The organism is Martinezella lusitana (assembly GCF_010668395.1).
In the GTDB taxonomy this organism is placed as follows: domain Bacteria; phylum Pseudomonadota; class Alphaproteobacteria; order Rhizobiales; family Rhizobiaceae; genus Rhizobium; species Rhizobium lusitanum_A.
This window is the reverse complement of record NZ_WUEY01000006.1, coordinates 106,545-120,057: the sequence shown is the minus strand read 5'-3', so window position 1 is coordinate 120,057 and position 13,513 is coordinate 106,545. Positions and strand designations below refer to the sequence as shown.

General features: G+C 55.9%; 19 protein-coding genes. 3 read left to right on the top strand and 16 right to left on the bottom strand.

The window, feature by feature from the left end:
* From GR212_RS15705 to GR212_RS15695, 3 genes are read left to right on the top strand one after another with little or no spacing between them, the layout of a single operon-like run.
* Entirely contained in the window at positions 1-1,152 is a 1,152-nt protein-coding gene (locus GR212_RS15705; protein ID WP_348643479.1) for a DUF7146 domain-containing protein, read from the top strand.
* Complete coding sequence (locus GR212_RS15700) at positions 1,130-2,527, top strand: DnaB-like helicase C-terminal domain-containing protein (RefSeq protein ID WP_163987507.1); 1,398 nt, start codon at positions 1,130-1,132, stop codon at positions 2,525-2,527. Before GR212_RS15705 ends, GR212_RS15700 begins: the two co-directional genes overlap by 23 nt.
* 1 nt (position 2,528) lies before the next feature.
* Positions 2,529-3,518, top strand: a complete 990-nt coding sequence (locus tag GR212_RS15695; RefSeq protein WP_163987506.1) for a hypothetical protein — start codon at positions 2,529-2,531, stop codon at positions 3,516-3,518.
* 57 nt (positions 3,519-3,575) lie between these two features.
* Here the strand turns inward: GR212_RS15695 and GR212_RS15690 are convergent, their stop codons facing one another.
* The 16 genes from GR212_RS15690 to GR212_RS15615 form a co-directional block, all read right to left on the bottom strand.
* Positions 3,576-4,973, bottom strand: a complete 1,398-nt coding sequence (locus tag GR212_RS15690; protein WP_163987505.1) for a hypothetical protein — start codon at positions 4,971-4,973, stop codon at positions 3,576-3,578.
* A 172-nt stretch (positions 4,974-5,145) separates the two neighbouring features.
* On the bottom strand, positions 5,146-5,676 hold the full coding sequence (locus tag GR212_RS15685; protein WP_163987504.1) for a hypothetical protein: 531 nt from the start codon (positions 5,674-5,676) through the stop codon (positions 5,146-5,148).
* Positions 5,677-5,717: 41 nt separating this feature from the next.
* A complete protein-coding gene (locus tag GR212_RS15680; RefSeq protein ID WP_163987503.1) occupies positions 5,718-6,137 on the bottom strand; it encodes a hypothetical protein in 420 nt (139 codons plus the stop codon).
* Positions 6,138-6,172: 35 nt separating this feature from the next.
* Entirely contained in the window at positions 6,173-6,952 is a 780-nt protein-coding gene (locus tag GR212_RS15675; RefSeq protein ID WP_163987502.1) for an N-6 DNA methylase, read from the bottom strand.
* An 85-nt stretch (positions 6,953-7,037) separates the two neighbouring features.
* The gene (locus GR212_RS15670) at positions 7,038-7,394 is read right to left on the bottom strand and encodes a hypothetical protein (protein WP_163987501.1); all 357 of its coding nucleotides are present in this window, start codon (positions 7,392-7,394) and stop codon (positions 7,038-7,040) included.
* Complete coding sequence (locus GR212_RS15665) at positions 7,391-7,642, bottom strand: hypothetical protein (protein WP_163987500.1); 252 nt, start codon at positions 7,640-7,642, stop codon at positions 7,391-7,393. Before GR212_RS15665 ends, GR212_RS15670 begins: the two co-directional genes overlap by 4 nt.
* Positions 7,642-8,124 carry a hypothetical protein gene (locus GR212_RS15660; protein ID WP_163987499.1) on the bottom strand — a complete coding sequence of 161 codons (483 nt, stop codon included), beginning with the start codon at positions 8,122-8,124 and terminating at the stop codon, positions 7,642-7,644. Before GR212_RS15660 ends, GR212_RS15665 begins: the two co-directional genes overlap by 1 nt.
* 153 nt (positions 8,125-8,277) lie before the next feature.
* Entirely contained in the window at positions 8,278-8,664 is a 387-nt protein-coding gene (locus tag GR212_RS15655) for a helix-turn-helix domain-containing protein (protein WP_163987498.1), read from the bottom strand.
* A 72-nt stretch (positions 8,665-8,736) separates the two neighbouring features.
* Positions 8,737-10,089, bottom strand: a complete 1,353-nt coding sequence (gene dnaN / locus GR212_RS15650) for a DNA polymerase III subunit beta (protein WP_163987497.1) — start codon at positions 10,087-10,089, stop codon at positions 8,737-8,739.
* A gap of 125 nt (positions 10,090-10,214) precedes the next feature.
* On the bottom strand, positions 10,215-10,739 hold the full coding sequence (locus tag GR212_RS15645; RefSeq protein ID WP_163987496.1) for a hypothetical protein: 525 nt from the start codon (positions 10,737-10,739) through the stop codon (positions 10,215-10,217).
* A 146-nt stretch (positions 10,740-10,885) separates the two neighbouring features.
* Positions 10,886-11,152 carry a hypothetical protein gene (locus GR212_RS15640; RefSeq protein ID WP_163987495.1) on the bottom strand — a complete coding sequence of 89 codons (267 nt, stop codon included), beginning with the start codon at positions 11,150-11,152 and terminating at the stop codon, positions 10,886-10,888.
* Positions 11,152-11,568, bottom strand: a complete 417-nt coding sequence (locus tag GR212_RS15635) for a hypothetical protein (RefSeq protein WP_163987494.1) — start codon at positions 11,566-11,568, stop codon at positions 11,152-11,154. The genes GR212_RS15640 and GR212_RS15635 overlap by 1 nt, the downstream gene beginning before the upstream one ends.
* A gap of 41 nt (positions 11,569-11,609) precedes the next feature.
* Positions 11,610-11,789, bottom strand: coding sequence for a DpnD/PcfM family protein (locus tag GR212_RS15630; RefSeq protein ID WP_163987493.1), 180 nt, complete (start codon positions 11,787-11,789; stop codon positions 11,610-11,612).
* A gap of 2 nt (positions 11,790-11,791) precedes the next feature.
* Complete coding sequence (locus GR212_RS15625; RefSeq protein WP_163987492.1) at positions 11,792-12,574, bottom strand: hypothetical protein; 783 nt, start codon at positions 12,572-12,574, stop codon at positions 11,792-11,794.
* Positions 12,575-12,603: 29 nt separating this feature from the next.
* The gene (locus GR212_RS15620; RefSeq protein WP_163987491.1) at positions 12,604-12,915 is read right to left on the bottom strand and encodes a hypothetical protein; all 312 of its coding nucleotides are present in this window, start codon (positions 12,913-12,915) and stop codon (positions 12,604-12,606) included.
* A 257-nt stretch (positions 12,916-13,172) separates the two neighbouring features.
* A complete protein-coding gene (locus GR212_RS15615) occupies positions 13,173-13,490 on the bottom strand; it encodes a DUF6197 family protein (RefSeq protein ID WP_163987490.1) in 318 nt (105 codons plus the stop codon).
* Positions 13,491-13,513 lie beyond the last annotated feature (23 nt).

Sequence of the window (13,513 nt, the reverse complement as noted above, 5' to 3'; positions counted from 1 at the left end):
GTGGCTTTCCGCGACGACAGCGCCGAACTCGCTCGGCGGCTGGAAGACGACATGGAGGCGGTGCTGAATGAATATTGGCCCGGCTGGGTGAAGACGCGCGTCAAATCGCAGGACGTGGCGTTGCTCACTCCACGGATCAAAATCGATCCGAAGTCTGGAAAGAAGTCCAAGCGACCGACGTCTAGCTTCACCCTGAACCTCTCCGGCGAACGCCGCGGGCAATGGTACCGCTTTTCGCAGGGATTGGGCGGAGGAATGCTGGGTCTGCTCTACTACGGCGAATTTGGCAATGTTCCGAACAGCAAGACCGACTGGGCCGAAGCATACAAACTCGCCCGAAAATTCCTGGGCATCACTCGGGAACATGAAAAGAGCATTGAAGATCAGGATGCCCGTGCCGCGCGGCGCGCAAAAGAGAAACGGGACCGTGACGAGCGAGAACGGCGAGATGCCGAGGAGAGAGCTGCGAAGGATGCGGCCCGCACTTACACCGCGCAAGAGGTGTTCGGACAGTCGCAGGATCTCCACGGCAGCCAAGGTGAGGCATACCTTGTGGGGCGTGGCATCCCACCCGTCGAAACCTGGCCTTGGAACTGTTCATCGACCATCCGGTTTCACCCATCGCTTCGCTATGAGCTCGATCCAGAAGTCGGACGGTTGCCGGCGATCGTTGCTGCGGTGCTCGATCCATTTGGCAGCTTGATTGCCGTTTGGCAGATCTTTCTCGACCCTCTTAAGCCGATCAAAGCCAATGTCATCAACCCCAAGGTTGGGCGAGGGCCGGCGGGCGGCGGTGCTGTTCGCATTGGGGGTGATGCCGAGCGTGTTGGCGGTTGCGAAGGTCTCGAAACGGGACTTGGCCTCTGGGCACTAGAGGGCTTCAGGATGCCCGTTTGGTCGATGCTCTCAACCTCGGGAATGATGGCATTTGAAGCGCCGATCTTCCTCAAGCGGCTATCGATCTACCATGACGGTGACAAGGGCGTCATTCAGAACGGCAGGATTTTGAAACCGCCGGGGACGAACGCCGCGGACGTTCTCGCCGAACATATGGCGGCCGTCGGCGTCGGCACGAACCGGAATGAAATGCCAATCCTTGGCGACGGATTGGATTTGCTGCAGACGAGGAATGAACTTGAACGAAAGAAGTAGATCAAGAGACCGGAGCCAGCCGGCACAGCTGTCGAATCCTGAAGCCGAAAAGATCGTGCTCGGCCGCATTCTGCAGAACGAGGTCACCTTTTGGCAGATCAATGGCACCTTACAGGGATTTCATTTCTCGGTCGAAATCTACCGAGACGTGTTCACCGCATACCATCTCCTGACGATGGAGGGGAAAAAGCCCACACTATCGCTCCTGCAAAGCCGCGTCGGGCCCGAGTACGGGGACGGGTCGTCTACCATGACGCTGATGACCGCTTTGATCCGGAATACCGCAGAAATCGACGACATCAGCGACGAAGTGACCAAGATTATCGAGATGTGGCAGCGTCGGCGGACGATAGAGATCTGCGACCAATTCATAAAGGAGGCCAAGGGCGCGCAGACCGATACGGGATATATGCTCGCCGACCTCGAGAATTGCGTGAAAGACATCTCGGTGAACAGCCAGGCCGAACCCGTGAAGACCATGAAAGCCGCGGTGGCGAAAGCTATGGCGGGATCCAAGAGGACAAGGGATACTGGAGTTTCACCCGGTTTCGATACGGGCATTGCCTCGCTTGATGAGATCTTGGGCAGGATGTTTCCTTCCGATCTCGGGGTTATTGGCGCGGCGCCGGGTGGCGGAAAGTCATTGCTTGGCCTGCAAATCCTCGATCGGGTTCAGGAGCAGCATGGGCACGCCTGCTTTTTCTCATTGGAGATGAGGGATGAGGATCTCGCCCGCCGAGCCCTCGCTGGGAAGTCGTCCGTTTCGGCATCCGAGATCGAAGAAGGAAATTATGACGCCTTTCAATACGACGAACTCCGCAGCGCCCAAGAAATGCTGGATCGCTCCAGGGTGCTACTTGATGACCGGCCGGGACTGCGTATCGACCAAATCCGCGAACGTTGCCTCGTCCTCAAGCGCACCCACGATCTGAAGGCGATCGTCGTGGATCATATCAGGCTGGTTCAGGTCATGGGCCGAAACCTCAACCGCTTCGACAAGGCAGAGATCGTCACCGGCACGCTAAAGACGCTGGCGAAGGAACTTAATCTACTCGTGATAGCTCTTTCACAGATAACGAGATCTTCGCAAAGACGGGATGATCCGCGACCGCGATTAAGCGATTTTGACGGCGGATCCAGCGTCGAGCAGGACGCGGATTGGGCGATCGGGCTATTCCGACGTGAGGACTGGCTCCTGTCTCAAAAGCCCTACGATATGGGCACGCCGGAGGGCAGCAAGTGGGCAGAGGACATGGGCCGATGCAAGGGAAAGATAGAGGTATTGAACCTCAAGCGGCGACGCGGAACCCCGAAGCTGTCCTGCGAACTGACGTTCGACGGGCGAGCCAGTCTCTTGCGTGAAGTGGAGCGCTGACATGGATACCGGTAAACTGACCCCCCTTGAGTTCTGCATCATCGTGACCTGGATGCATGGCTGGACCATCAGGAAGATTCATCTCAGTCTCGCCAAGCGGCATGGCAAGACAGAACATGCGGTACGGGGGATCATCAATAAGCTGCCTCAACGTCGCCAGTCGGTGACGCGGGTGGAGCGTCAGACCCTTCTGGATGGTTTGAAAGCGGCTCGCATCGATGACGGAATGCTGCCGGCGGACTATTTCATTGCCAAGCCATTGGCCTCGGATCAGCAGAAAAAGGCCGTAATTCCGACCGAGCGAAAAGCAAAGGCACAGCCGATTGAAGCGCCGGCGCCCGATCCGAAAACCAGAGCCGGCCGGAGGGAAATCAAGAGAAGGAGGGAGGAGGCGGAACGAAAGGAGCGCGACGCGCAAGAGGAGCGCGCGCGACGAGAGGCTGGACATGCTCCACGCGGCGTTGATCTAGCCCCTCTCGAATATCTCTATAACGAGAAAATGCTGTCCGATCCAAAGGAGAGAAAAGAAGGCGAGGTAGCGGTACGGACGAACAATGCCATGCGCCGTTACGAGTCCGGCGTTCGACTTCGATCGATGATGGAGTCCATTTACGGCTCAGGGGTGAAATCGCCTGACTATGAAAGCGCCGGTGGGGGCGGCGGTGCGGGCGTCGTAATCCACGCGGTCGTCGCCGAAAATATTAAGAATGTCGCGGCAATACGTTCGATGGTGGCGGCGAAGTTATTCGTCCAGCTCGAGCAGATGCTTATGTATGGCATGTTCGTCTGGCAAATCCCTGGTGCCGACGATCCGACAGCGGTAATGGCAGATATCCGATGTGCGCTTGACAAGGTGTCGCAATTTCTCGGGATGATGCCGGCAGAGCGTCAAGCTCATGATATTCCAAAACGCGCGGAAGCCAAGGCAGTTAGAGCGTCTGCTTTATCAGCGAGAGAGGCGATAGCCACTGCCCAGCGAGAGGTTAAATGAAATGGCCTGTTCAATGGTCGAGGTGTCTACGATTTTCGGCAGGATGGTGTCCGAGCATTAGGCCTCGTCCTTGGACGCTTTTTTTGTGGCTTTTGGTGGGAATTCAATGACTGTTCCCGAAGGCGAGATCGTTACATTCGGCGCAAGCCCCATTAGGCTACCAAGTGCTGCCAGAGATGTGACTTCGCCGTCGTTGGAGGTCGATGGCTGAAAAAGGCCCCGAACCGCGCCTTCCACCCACTTATCTGGGAGTGCTGCCCCCTCCTTTGTGGTCATTTCCATCGCCGTTTCTATTACCCAGCTGGCGCGATTTATATCCATGCCATAGCGCTGCAGTTCACGATGAGATCGGACCTCTTCATCGTAGGACTTTCGCAACGTGCTAATCAGGTAGATAATAAAGCCTATCGTTACGGCAGATAACAATGCAGCTCGAAGCGCGAGGAGCCAAAGCAGATACGGTCCGCCTGTTTTCAATGACGACGCGGAGGCGGAGCTTTGAGACTCAGCAAGGTTTGATCCCGATAATTGGGGTGACAGTGATGGCGAAATACCCATCCCGCCGGTAACGTTCAACGCACCCGCTGTCCCAGACTTGAGCTGAGCGTCGTTTAGTTGGGCTTCGAGAATAGCGTCTTTATTGTTTTCGGCAATGAATGACTCGAAGCTTTGATAGGCGAATATGGCCGATAACACCGCTGCTGCGAGCGAAAACAACAGCACAAGCTGGAATTTGATTGACGACCCTACCGGGACCTGGGGGCTCTTAAGAAATTCCTGTACTTGCTGGCTGATGTCATCGCGCAATTTTCTGCGGGCCCTCATATGGTCCGAGAAATCAAACTCTTTAAGCTTTTCTTCCAAAGCCTCGCGTTCGACGGCAATTCTTGCCAAACTCGCCTGTTCGTTCTCCTTTTGGTTGCGCTCGACCTCCCGCCTCTCCAGTTCGAATTGTTCTTTGCGTTGTACGTCCTGCTGTTCATAGGTTTTGCGCAGTTCGAGGGCGTCGAACATCAGTTTTTCGTGCATACTTGCGACGGTGGCCATTTCCTTTTCAAGGAGCCCACTTACCGACATCTCATTGTTGATCGGAACATTGAGCGATGGCATCCTGATTTTCTCACGAATAACGGCCTCTAGGTCGACCAATTCGGCGCCGGTTGGTGCCGGGTTATTTCGAGGAGTTATAGTGATAAGGTCGAAGTATACAGAATTTGGCTGGCCGTAATCTCGCTGAAAAGCGATGTTAAACATTTTATCTTTAACTTGAATATTAGCATTTGTGAGCAAGTACGTCGGTGCAGATTTATCCTTTAATACAGATAAATTGCTTCCAAACTGAATCTCTGCGCTTTGAAAGCTCTTGCTTATTACGCCGAATCTGGCCTCTATTGCCTCTATTGTTTCGATAATTGTTTTGTCGGACAATTTACCTACTTGGAAGGTTATTGGCATTGCAGTGTCCTATCGACGTAGTCGCTTTCTTGATCATGATTTTTTATTCGAAGATGAACAAGTTGCAACAGCAATGTTGCAATTCGCATTTTTGATGCATCGAGTAACGCGTCTGCGAAGGGGGCTCTATTCTTTCTTGGATCACTCTAGCCAGAAGACTTGGATCTATCGCTCAGCGCTTCTCGGAGTAATGTGAGGTGACGCTGTCAGTGACGCGCTCGGCTATGTCGATGTTCTGCGAGGCCGCTTTGAATAGCTCGAGCAAAACCCGTACCGGATGGGGCGCGCGCTCCTCCTGTCCTTTATCGTTGACACCATTCATCCACTCCGTCAGCCGCCGTTCGCTGGTGCCGTAGAGATATGCCAGCATAGTCCAAGTGATGCCGGCCTCATTGACGAGGACCTTGAGCTCCGTAGGCGTGAGCTTTTGGTAGCGCTCTGTCTTTCCAGATCGGTTGACCGTGCGGAGCCGTGGGGTGTTGAGGATATCGAAGAGGCGAAGCGACGCAGCTGCTATCGCCGCGTCTTCGGTCGGAAAAAAGCGCACCCGATTTGTCTCCGGGTCTCGCACATACCCGGGTGCCAGCCCTGGAGCGCGATAGAGGCCAAGAAAGCCTTCCCCGTTCGCATTCGGAATTGCTTCGGCGCCATAGATGATATCGAGCTCACGGCCTGATTTAGATGTTTTGGAATTCTGGTTCACGTAAGCTCCCTTTGTGCCACCATTGGCGATACTATTTTATCTCAGACGGATGATGGCTTGTAAACGGATCCTTGTTTCGCGCTGTCGATCGCCTGTCGAAGATCGTCCTGGTAAACAGCACGGGCTTCACCGACGAAGGCCTCATTGTGGCCAATCGCGACGATCGCAGCTTTCAGAGCCTTTGCATCGTCGCGCGTGAATTCTGACTTCGCCATCGGTTTGACGACGAGGTTGAGCCATTCTTGTTTGATCTCGTTGAGTGTGAGGCTCCGCTCTTCGATATAGCGTTGGCTGGCAAAGTCTCGGAAATCCTCCAGTTTGCGCCTGAGGTACAGTTCATGCGCTGCGATGGCGTACGGAGCGATCGCGCCGGCGCGGTGATGATGGAGCGCGACTTGGTGTACCAATCGACGATAGCGCACGTCGGCGAGCCACCGCCGGATTGAGGCAAAAACCTTCATCTGAAATCTCCTGTTGTTTGAACGGCGGACGCTTGTCAAAGCCCGAAATCAAAGAGCGGCAGACCAATCTTTGCTGGTGGCTCTGCCTCGATATCAGGCGTTTCGAGAGGAGGGGCGTCCACGACCGTCGGCGCCTTCAATTGTGCCGACCGCAATTTGCGTGACCAGCCCCCCATGATGTGGGCCGGCGTGTACCAATCTTCGCTGAACGTCATCCGCAACGTGTCGCCAACAATCACATGGGCCGGGATGTGCATCAGGGAGAATTGCACATACGACATGTGGACCGCGCGGGGATCGACATCGACCGCGACGACATGAAGGTGCTGCTGGTAATTTACGCCAGCATCCATCAGCGCTTCTGCCAACGCTATGACGGTGGCGCCGGCGCCGACCGCCGGTTCGTGTGCGGTGAGGAAACCGCGCTCTTTTATGATCGCTTCAGGTTCCTTTCCGGAGACCTGCAGTTGGGCCATAAGCCTGCATAGTTCGTACGGTGTGAAGAACTGGCCACGCGCCTTGTTATGGAGCTCGAGTGCGTGGAATGTCGAGCCGAGAATATCCTGAGGAGCGGTCTCCAATGCCATGACGACTTCGCCCAAGATTTGAGGGAAGACTTCGAGTTCGTGGCGTTCATAGCGCTTGACGATATCCATATATCGTTGCTCGCGCTTTTCGCGGGTATTCAAATCAATGGCATTGGAAAGCGAAATCGCTGCGCATTCGCACCAATCAGAGAAGACACCATAGAGGTCGTGGCGATATCGCAGGGACTCAAAAAGCTTGATGATACTTTGCAAGTGCGGATTGCTCATCCGCCCACAACCATGCATGAGGGGTGGTGCATTCTTCAGTCTCCATGCGTGCCACAATTGGCGATGTGAGCGCAGCTGCCGATGTTCAGTCGGCGGTCTGCTTTTCAAGAGCTTCGAAGTAGACTTGGGTACCAAGCTCGGGTTTGTATCTCAGCGCCGAATAGGCGAAATCCTGAGCATGGGCATTCTTGCAGAAGAACTTGTCCACATAGCTTTCTCGATCCCAGAGGCCGACTTCAGCAACATAGCGACCGAGTTCGTCGTGCCGATATTTGATCGACACGATTTTCTCGTTGAACAATTTCTGGGCTTCTTCGCGCGATGCTGGACGGTCGGACCGGCGGCCTCCAGGCGTCCTGCTGTGATACGAGTTGAATGAGACGCTGACGACCTTCTTCTTCAGTGCCTTTCCGCAATATCGGCAGAGGGGTGGCTTGGTCATCTCCGACCCCTCGCGTTCATCATTTCCCGGGTTTCGAACATGGGATGACCGGCATTTGGGAAGTCGCGCTCCCAATGCAGGCGGCCGACGGCGTCATAGATCTGGTCGCGGCAGTCGTCGCAATACCAGGCATAGGAGCCGTGATTATACCAGCGCGCCGGCGCGCATTGGCAGAGCGTACGGTTGCAACTGCCACCTTCCTTACCCTTGTCTGGCCTGTCGGGGCCGTCGTAGTCGCCATGGGCCATCAGATCGCACCTCCAATAGCGGTGGCAGGGAGGCGGTGACGCTCGAACGTCTCACGGATCCGCTGGGCGACCATATCGAATGCGGCCTCGTACCAGCTCTGCCAGCTTTCATCCTCCTTCGGTTCCATGTCGCGGAAGGTGTTGATGTCGCCAATTACGTCTTTCAACAGATCCGAAGCAAATGCCTCGACATCGCCGGCGGGGCGCTCCGAGAAGCCGGCGAGGTCCATTTCTGTGAACCAGACGTCGCCCTCGTTCAGGTCGTCCAACGCGAGCCCGGCCTCGTCAGCGCGCGCTTGGCGGGCCTCCAGGCACTTCGCTTGCCAATCGGCCGGCGATGCGTCTTGTAGAAGATCAACTTCGTCTCGGAGCATGTTAACGAGCCTGGCAGCTTCCACGTCCATTGATGCGATCGTGGCGTGGCTCGATTTTGTATGGCCGGGTACGTGAAACGACTCGGCTTCGAGCAGATAGATTTTCATGGGCGATCTCCCAAATGAGCACGATTGCTCTGATGGTTCATGTGGACTTAATTCCTATCGGTTTGTTGGAGGCGCGATGCTCGCGATGAGCGTTACTGACTCGAGCGGGCGCTGGTAGCTGGCCGCAAAAAAGCGGCCAGCATATCGTGACGATCATGCGGCGGCTTCGGTCACCGTGTCGTGGGAGGCTGCGACGACGCGCACGACATTCATGACCGACTGCCTCGACGTTTTGTTTTTGATCTTGTCGAAGACCTCGGCGATGCGGAGTGCGTCGCGCGACAGCCGGGGAGCAATTGGGCTGGCGTTCTCGACATTGGCGCCGGCGAACAGATCATTGATATCGACCCGGAGCGCGCCGGCGATCAAGACCAGACGGCTGGCGCTGATGCGATTGGTACCCTTCTCGTATTTCTGAACTTGCTGGAACGTGACGCCGAGCTGTTCAGCAAGCTTTTCCTGACTGAGACCCATTGCGACACGAATCCTACGAACGTTCGCGCCAACGGTGACATCAACGGGATGAGCGGAATTCTTCATGCTTGTTTCCTTGCTTTGCTGGTGGAAGGAGAGAAGGAGCCGGCCGACGCGACAGGCTCCTGAGATTAACTGTTAGACGCGCATCGGCATGCAGACGCCGGTCCAACCCTTGCGGTCGCCCGTGATCACGGCGGGAGAGGCCGCATCGTACAGCTGCATCGACACTGATGAGCCATTTCCGACCGCGTCCTCGATGATGGCCAGCATGTAGCTGGCGTTGAACCCGATCTCCATCGGCTCGCCGTCGTAGTCGCATGGAATGTCGGCGCTGGCGTTTCCACTGTCTGGATTGCTCACCGTCAAACGGCAATTGCCCGGCGCAAAGGTGTATTTGCAGGCACGACCGCGCTCGGTGGAAATCAGGGTCACGGCCCGAATGGCTTCCATCGCGGTTTCGGCGTGCAGGGTGGCGCGCTTGTTGTTATGGATGGGGATGACGCGCTGATAGTCAGGAAACGTGCCATCGATCAGCTTCGAGGTGGTGATGATATCGCCGAAGGAAATGCGAATCTTTGAGCTGTCCACGACGATCGCAACGTCATCCGGACAAGATTTCCCCTTCATGAGCTTGTGCAGCAACTGGACAGTCTTGCGCGGCACGATCACCGCCGGCATTCCGCATGATCCGAATGGAGCGTCGAATTCCTGGCGATATAGACGGTGTCCGTCCGTGGCAACCATGACCAGCTTCGCCCCATCTGCATGTTCGATCGTATGCAGGAAGATGCCGTTCAGATAGTAGCGCGTCTCTTCAGTAGATATCGCACCCATGGTGGAGTCGAGACCCTCCCACAGCGCGCGACCTGGCAGATGGAACTCAAATGCACCGGCGGCGGGGCCGCTCATATGCGGCCAATCTGCGAGCGAGAGGGACTGCAGATCGTAGTGTACTCGCTCGAAATCCAAGGCGTCGCGGGTCTCTCCGGTCGTCATGGCAACGAAATCGGAGGCGGTGGCGCGCTTGAGCAAATCCTTAAGGATATGGGCCGGCAGGGTGGTGCCGAATTCGCGATCAGCGGCGCCCGGGACGGATGCAACGATCTCGATATCCAGATCTGTGCCGATCAGCTGCAGGGTGTTGCCGTTGCCACGCAAGGCGATGTTGGAGAGGATCGGGATAGAGTTCCGTCGCTCGATGACGTTGTTCACGATTTCAACGGCGCGCGTCAGAAGGGCGCGCTCGATCACGACGGATGATCCGATAACCGGCGCGATGGGCTGTTCGGTGCCGGGCGTGTTGTCATTTTCCGCGATCAATGACGTCGCATATACCTCGATCGCGGTCGGAGCGGTTTCGACCCCCACTTCCTTCTGTGGCTGACGCGGGCGGAATTGGATCACTTCGGCCGAAATCTTCTGGCTGATAGCAGCTTCGATAGCGATCTCGGAAGCGGATTGCAGAATGCGTTGCATATGTGCGGTCATTCGTTCAGTCTCCTATGAGTGCCACAATTGGCGGGTGGTGCCGATTGCACCTCGCACCGGCTGCTGGAGCCGGTGAAAGCTAAAATCGTAATTGCATGCCGTTTTCCCTTCGACTTTCGCTTGGACTAGTCCCGATTTGCCAAAGCCTTGCCGACAGCGGTTTCTTTCAATGAGTACCCTCCGACCTCGCTTGTATCTGTTTGATTGCCCAACTCGCCCGCAATGATAAGGAAGTCTGTCTTCAGGCTAACCAATTGCAACTGCAGAAACTTGTAGTCCAATTCGGAAAGCGTACCGTTGGCTCGAAAATGCTCCAGCGAGTCAAAGAACGCAATGAAGTTCCGCTTGCCTTGGGAAACAACGGTGTCGATCAAGAGGCTTCGCTCCGGCAGTTTTGATGCAATCTGCGAGTTGACGCGGAAGCCTCGATATACGGTCAGGCCAACGATTGCTGAGCCGAAAAGCGCAAAGAAGATGCCTGGCGCCGCGTTGCGGATCTCGACCGACGCGTCGCCTCTGGTTGCATTGATCGATGCTGGATCCAGGAAACCTCTCAAGAATAGCTCGTAACCCAAGACGATGCAGACAGCACCGACGGCTAAGCAGGTGATCTTGTAAAGGAGTAGTTGGCCCGAAAAATTCAACCCCATGACTGGTCCCCTCATAATTCAATTATCCAGTCGATCGGTGTTGGTTTCAATCCACCGAGAAGGCAGGAAGGAAACGAATTCGGTAGGCCAACCATAGGCTTTTAGAAGTAGACGCGCCTGCTCGCGACAGCCGAGTTTGCGGCCGACTAGACGCACTTGGCGAAGTCACGCGGCAAAAGCTTTCGGCCATTCTTGGTGCGCACAAGGACGGTCATGTAAGGAGAAATTGACAGTTCCGGCAGATCGGGAGAGTCAATGGGGAGGCCGGATACCTCGATTTCATTGATCACCTGATTTCGAAACTCTACCGATGTTTCGTCGTGGGCGATCAGCTTGCGATAGGCTTCGCTCTTCGACTTGGCTTTGACGTAGGCGACGGTGCAGATGAGAACATCGGTTTGAAACACTGGCATCAGATCACCTCACCATCGATGGCAACGGCGCTCCAATTGCCTCTTCCCGCGTCCTCGATCTCGGTAAGCTTGGCGACGATTGGATCACCGTTCGCGAGGCACCCAAGATTGCCGGTTTCCATCGTGGCACTTTCGAGCAAGCTCACAGCCTCCTCTTCGGAGTTGGCTACGATCTCGAATTCGCAGAATACGCGGGCCTCGAACTTGAAGCGCTTCGGTGTCTGTTCTTCCTCTTCGACGGTGTCGAACGGTGCGCCGACGGCATCCAGCCATTCGTTGCCCTTCGGCGAATTGTCCATATCGCGGATGCGATTGAGCAGCGCCTCCTTCAGCATGGCGGGTGTGAAGTCATTCCCTTCCTTGTCGGAAGAAATCACTGTGAATGCGACCGATACTGCATGATTAAACCTAGTCATTTTTGATCTCCTTGGTGCCACGATTGGCGTTGTGTGCCGCGCTAGGCGGGTTCTACATCATCGACTTCGACGCCTTGGCCGTTGCCGTTGAAATCTTGCGTCGGATCGTCAGACGCGGCCCAGTCGTCACGGGCGATGTCGCCCGCTTCCTCCTCGCTCTCAGCTTCTACATCGACGGTATAGAAGACGGTTTCCTTGAGCGTGACTGTGAACTTCGGCATGCTCAAATCCTTTCCGAGTTGCTGGACTGGTTGATGAAGTCCTCCAGCATGTCGGAAGCGGTTGTGATTCTGCCGAGTAAATCGGATTCGTGCGCGGTGAACCGACTGCCGGCGTCGAGCGCGTCGCGCGCGGCGGCAATGGGCGCAAGAATGGCATTCATGATCTCGTGGGCGTCCTTCTTTGTGGTGAAGTCGCCAATCGCGAAGGCAAGGCCCTCCGCGTCGATGCCGTAGAGCGTCCAGAACGTCTTGAAGCGGTTGCCGGCGGCTTCCACCTGAGCAAGTGCCGCTTCGTAATCTTCCTCGGTGCGGTAGCTATCGGCGCTGCCGTCTTCTGTCTGATCAGCAAGCCGCGTGAATGTTTCTATGCACGGGCGCACCTCGAAATATTTGAAGCTCATGGGCTTCGTGGGCTGGAAAACGTCGCGATCCTGCTTGCCGACGGTCTCAGTGATCAAACCGTCATCGTCGTCCGATCCCTCGTGCTCGCCGTCAAGAAAGAGAGGCAATTCATCGAGCATTTCGGAATCGGCGTCGAAAAGAATGAAACCAATGCCCAGCCGGCTTGCATACTCCATGATCGGGAGTAAGTCAGCCGGGACGCCTATGTCGCTCACTCGCATAAAGTAGCCGAACATCGTCGCGCCCAATGTGCCGGAGGAAGCACCGTTGCCCACACCATGATAGTTGGCGGCATGATTGAGAGTGGCGCCCTCTGAAAGCCAAGCCTTAGCTGCGGGCGACAGATGGGCGGTCGAGATATCAAGTAATATCTGGATGGTCATATATCGAAACTCCTTTGTGCCACGGTTGGCTAGGCGACGCATGCCGCCGGAAAGTTGATCTTGAGCGGGCTCCAGACGAAATCTGACGGCACGTCGCCGTTATGCACCCACGCACGCATTCCCCCGCGGATCCGGAGGAATGCTTCCTTGTGGGAAACAGTCTGGCTGGGAAATCCCTTGTTCATGAAGGCCTCTGCTGCCCGGTCACGATCATGTGGCGAACGGAAGGCAAAGAGTTCTTCACCGTTTCCCCAGTCCGACATGACAAAGAACGTGTCGAAGACCGGCCGGCCGGCGTTGTCGGAATAGGTGGCGATGTTCGAGGGTTGATGCTTTTGCATCCGTCAGTCTCCTAAAGTGGCACGATTGCCGATGATGGTTTGAGGTGTGTTCGGCTTAGCCAATGGCCGGGAAAACCTTCCGGCTCCATCTCGGCTTTGCCGGCGGCTTAATGCTGATGGCTTTCACGTCGCCTTCATCGATACGTGAAAGCCAATTGGATTGGTGATTGATCAGTGTGCGGACTTCCCGGCGTGCTTCGCTACTTGTTAGGTCGACGGGAACAGAGACGGTCACAATCATTGTCACGCGCTTTCGCTTAGGCATGCGAGCGGCCCTCCGCCTTGGCAATCGCGCGATCGTAAAGCGCCATGATGTCGGCGTGGGTGGTCTCAGGCGCGTCGTTGAACTGAGCGACCGGAGTATTCCAGTTGTTTGGATCAGCCTTGAATGAAAAAGGAAGACAATCCCGCAATAGACCTGCGGCCCGCATAACGTCTTGTTCATTGTCGGTCTCGTCGATCCCGACGCGCAGCGCATCGAGGGCGCAGGCGCAATCACGATCTTCGCCTTTCCCCCAGTCGCGCGGGTTCGCGATTATTGCCTTCGCCTTCACAAGCCGTTCTGCGATTTCCATGTTCAGTCTCCTTTGTTGCCACG

Bases quoted from the DNA above. Each gene is read 5' to 3' on its own strand.
- GR212_RS15700 (WP_163987507.1), top strand. From the start codon at position 1,130: ATGAACTTGAACGAAAGAAGTAGATCAAGAGACCGGAGCCAGCCGGCA.
- GR212_RS15695 (WP_163987506.1), top strand. From the start codon at position 2,529: ATGGATACCGGTAAACTGACCCCCCTTGAGTTCTGCATCATCGTGACC.
- GR212_RS15690 (WP_163987505.1), bottom strand. From the start codon at position 4,973: ATGCCAATAACCTTCCAAGTAGGTAAATTGTCCGACAAAACAATTATC.
- GR212_RS15680 (WP_163987503.1), bottom strand. From the start codon at position 6,137: ATGAAGGTTTTTGCCTCAATCCGGCGGTGGCTCGCCGACGTGCGCTAT.
- GR212_RS15675 (WP_163987502.1), bottom strand. From the start codon at position 6,952: ATGAGCAATCCGCACTTGCAAAGTATCATCAAGCTTTTTGAGTCCCTG.
- GR212_RS15670 (WP_163987501.1), bottom strand. From the start codon at position 7,394: ATGACCAAGCCACCCCTCTGCCGATATTGCGGAAAGGCACTGAAGAAG.
- GR212_RS15665 (WP_163987500.1), bottom strand. From the start codon at position 7,642: ATGGCCCATGGCGACTACGACGGCCCCGACAGGCCAGACAAGGGTAAG.
- GR212_RS15660 (WP_163987499.1), bottom strand. From the start codon at position 8,124: ATGAAAATCTATCTGCTCGAAGCCGAGTCGTTTCACGTACCCGGCCAT.
- GR212_RS15655 (WP_163987498.1), bottom strand. From the start codon at position 8,664: ATGAAGAATTCCGCTCATCCCGTTGATGTCACCGTTGGCGCGAACGTT.
- dnaN (WP_163987497.1), bottom strand. From the start codon at position 10,089: ATGACCGCACATATGCAACGCATTCTGCAATCCGCTTCCGAGATCGCT.
- GR212_RS15645 (WP_163987496.1), bottom strand. From the start codon at position 10,739: ATGGGGTTGAATTTTTCGGGCCAACTACTCCTTTACAAGATCACCTGC.
- GR212_RS15640 (WP_163987495.1), bottom strand. From the start codon at position 11,152: ATGCCAGTGTTTCAAACCGATGTTCTCATCTGCACCGTCGCCTACGTC.
- GR212_RS15635 (WP_163987494.1), bottom strand. From the start codon at position 11,568: ATGACTAGGTTTAATCATGCAGTATCGGTCGCATTCACAGTGATTTCT.
- GR212_RS15630 (WP_163987493.1), bottom strand. From the start codon at position 11,789: ATGCCGAAGTTCACAGTCACGCTCAAGGAAACCGTCTTCTATACCGTC.
- GR212_RS15625 (WP_163987492.1), bottom strand. From the start codon at position 12,574: ATGACCATCCAGATATTACTTGATATCTCGACCGCCCATCTGTCGCCC.
- GR212_RS15620 (WP_163987491.1), bottom strand. From the start codon at position 12,915: ATGCAAAAGCATCAACCCTCGAACATCGCCACCTATTCCGACAACGCC.
- GR212_RS15615 (WP_163987490.1), bottom strand. From the start codon at position 13,490: ATGGAAATCGCAGAACGGCTTGTGAAGGCGAAGGCAATAATCGCGAAC.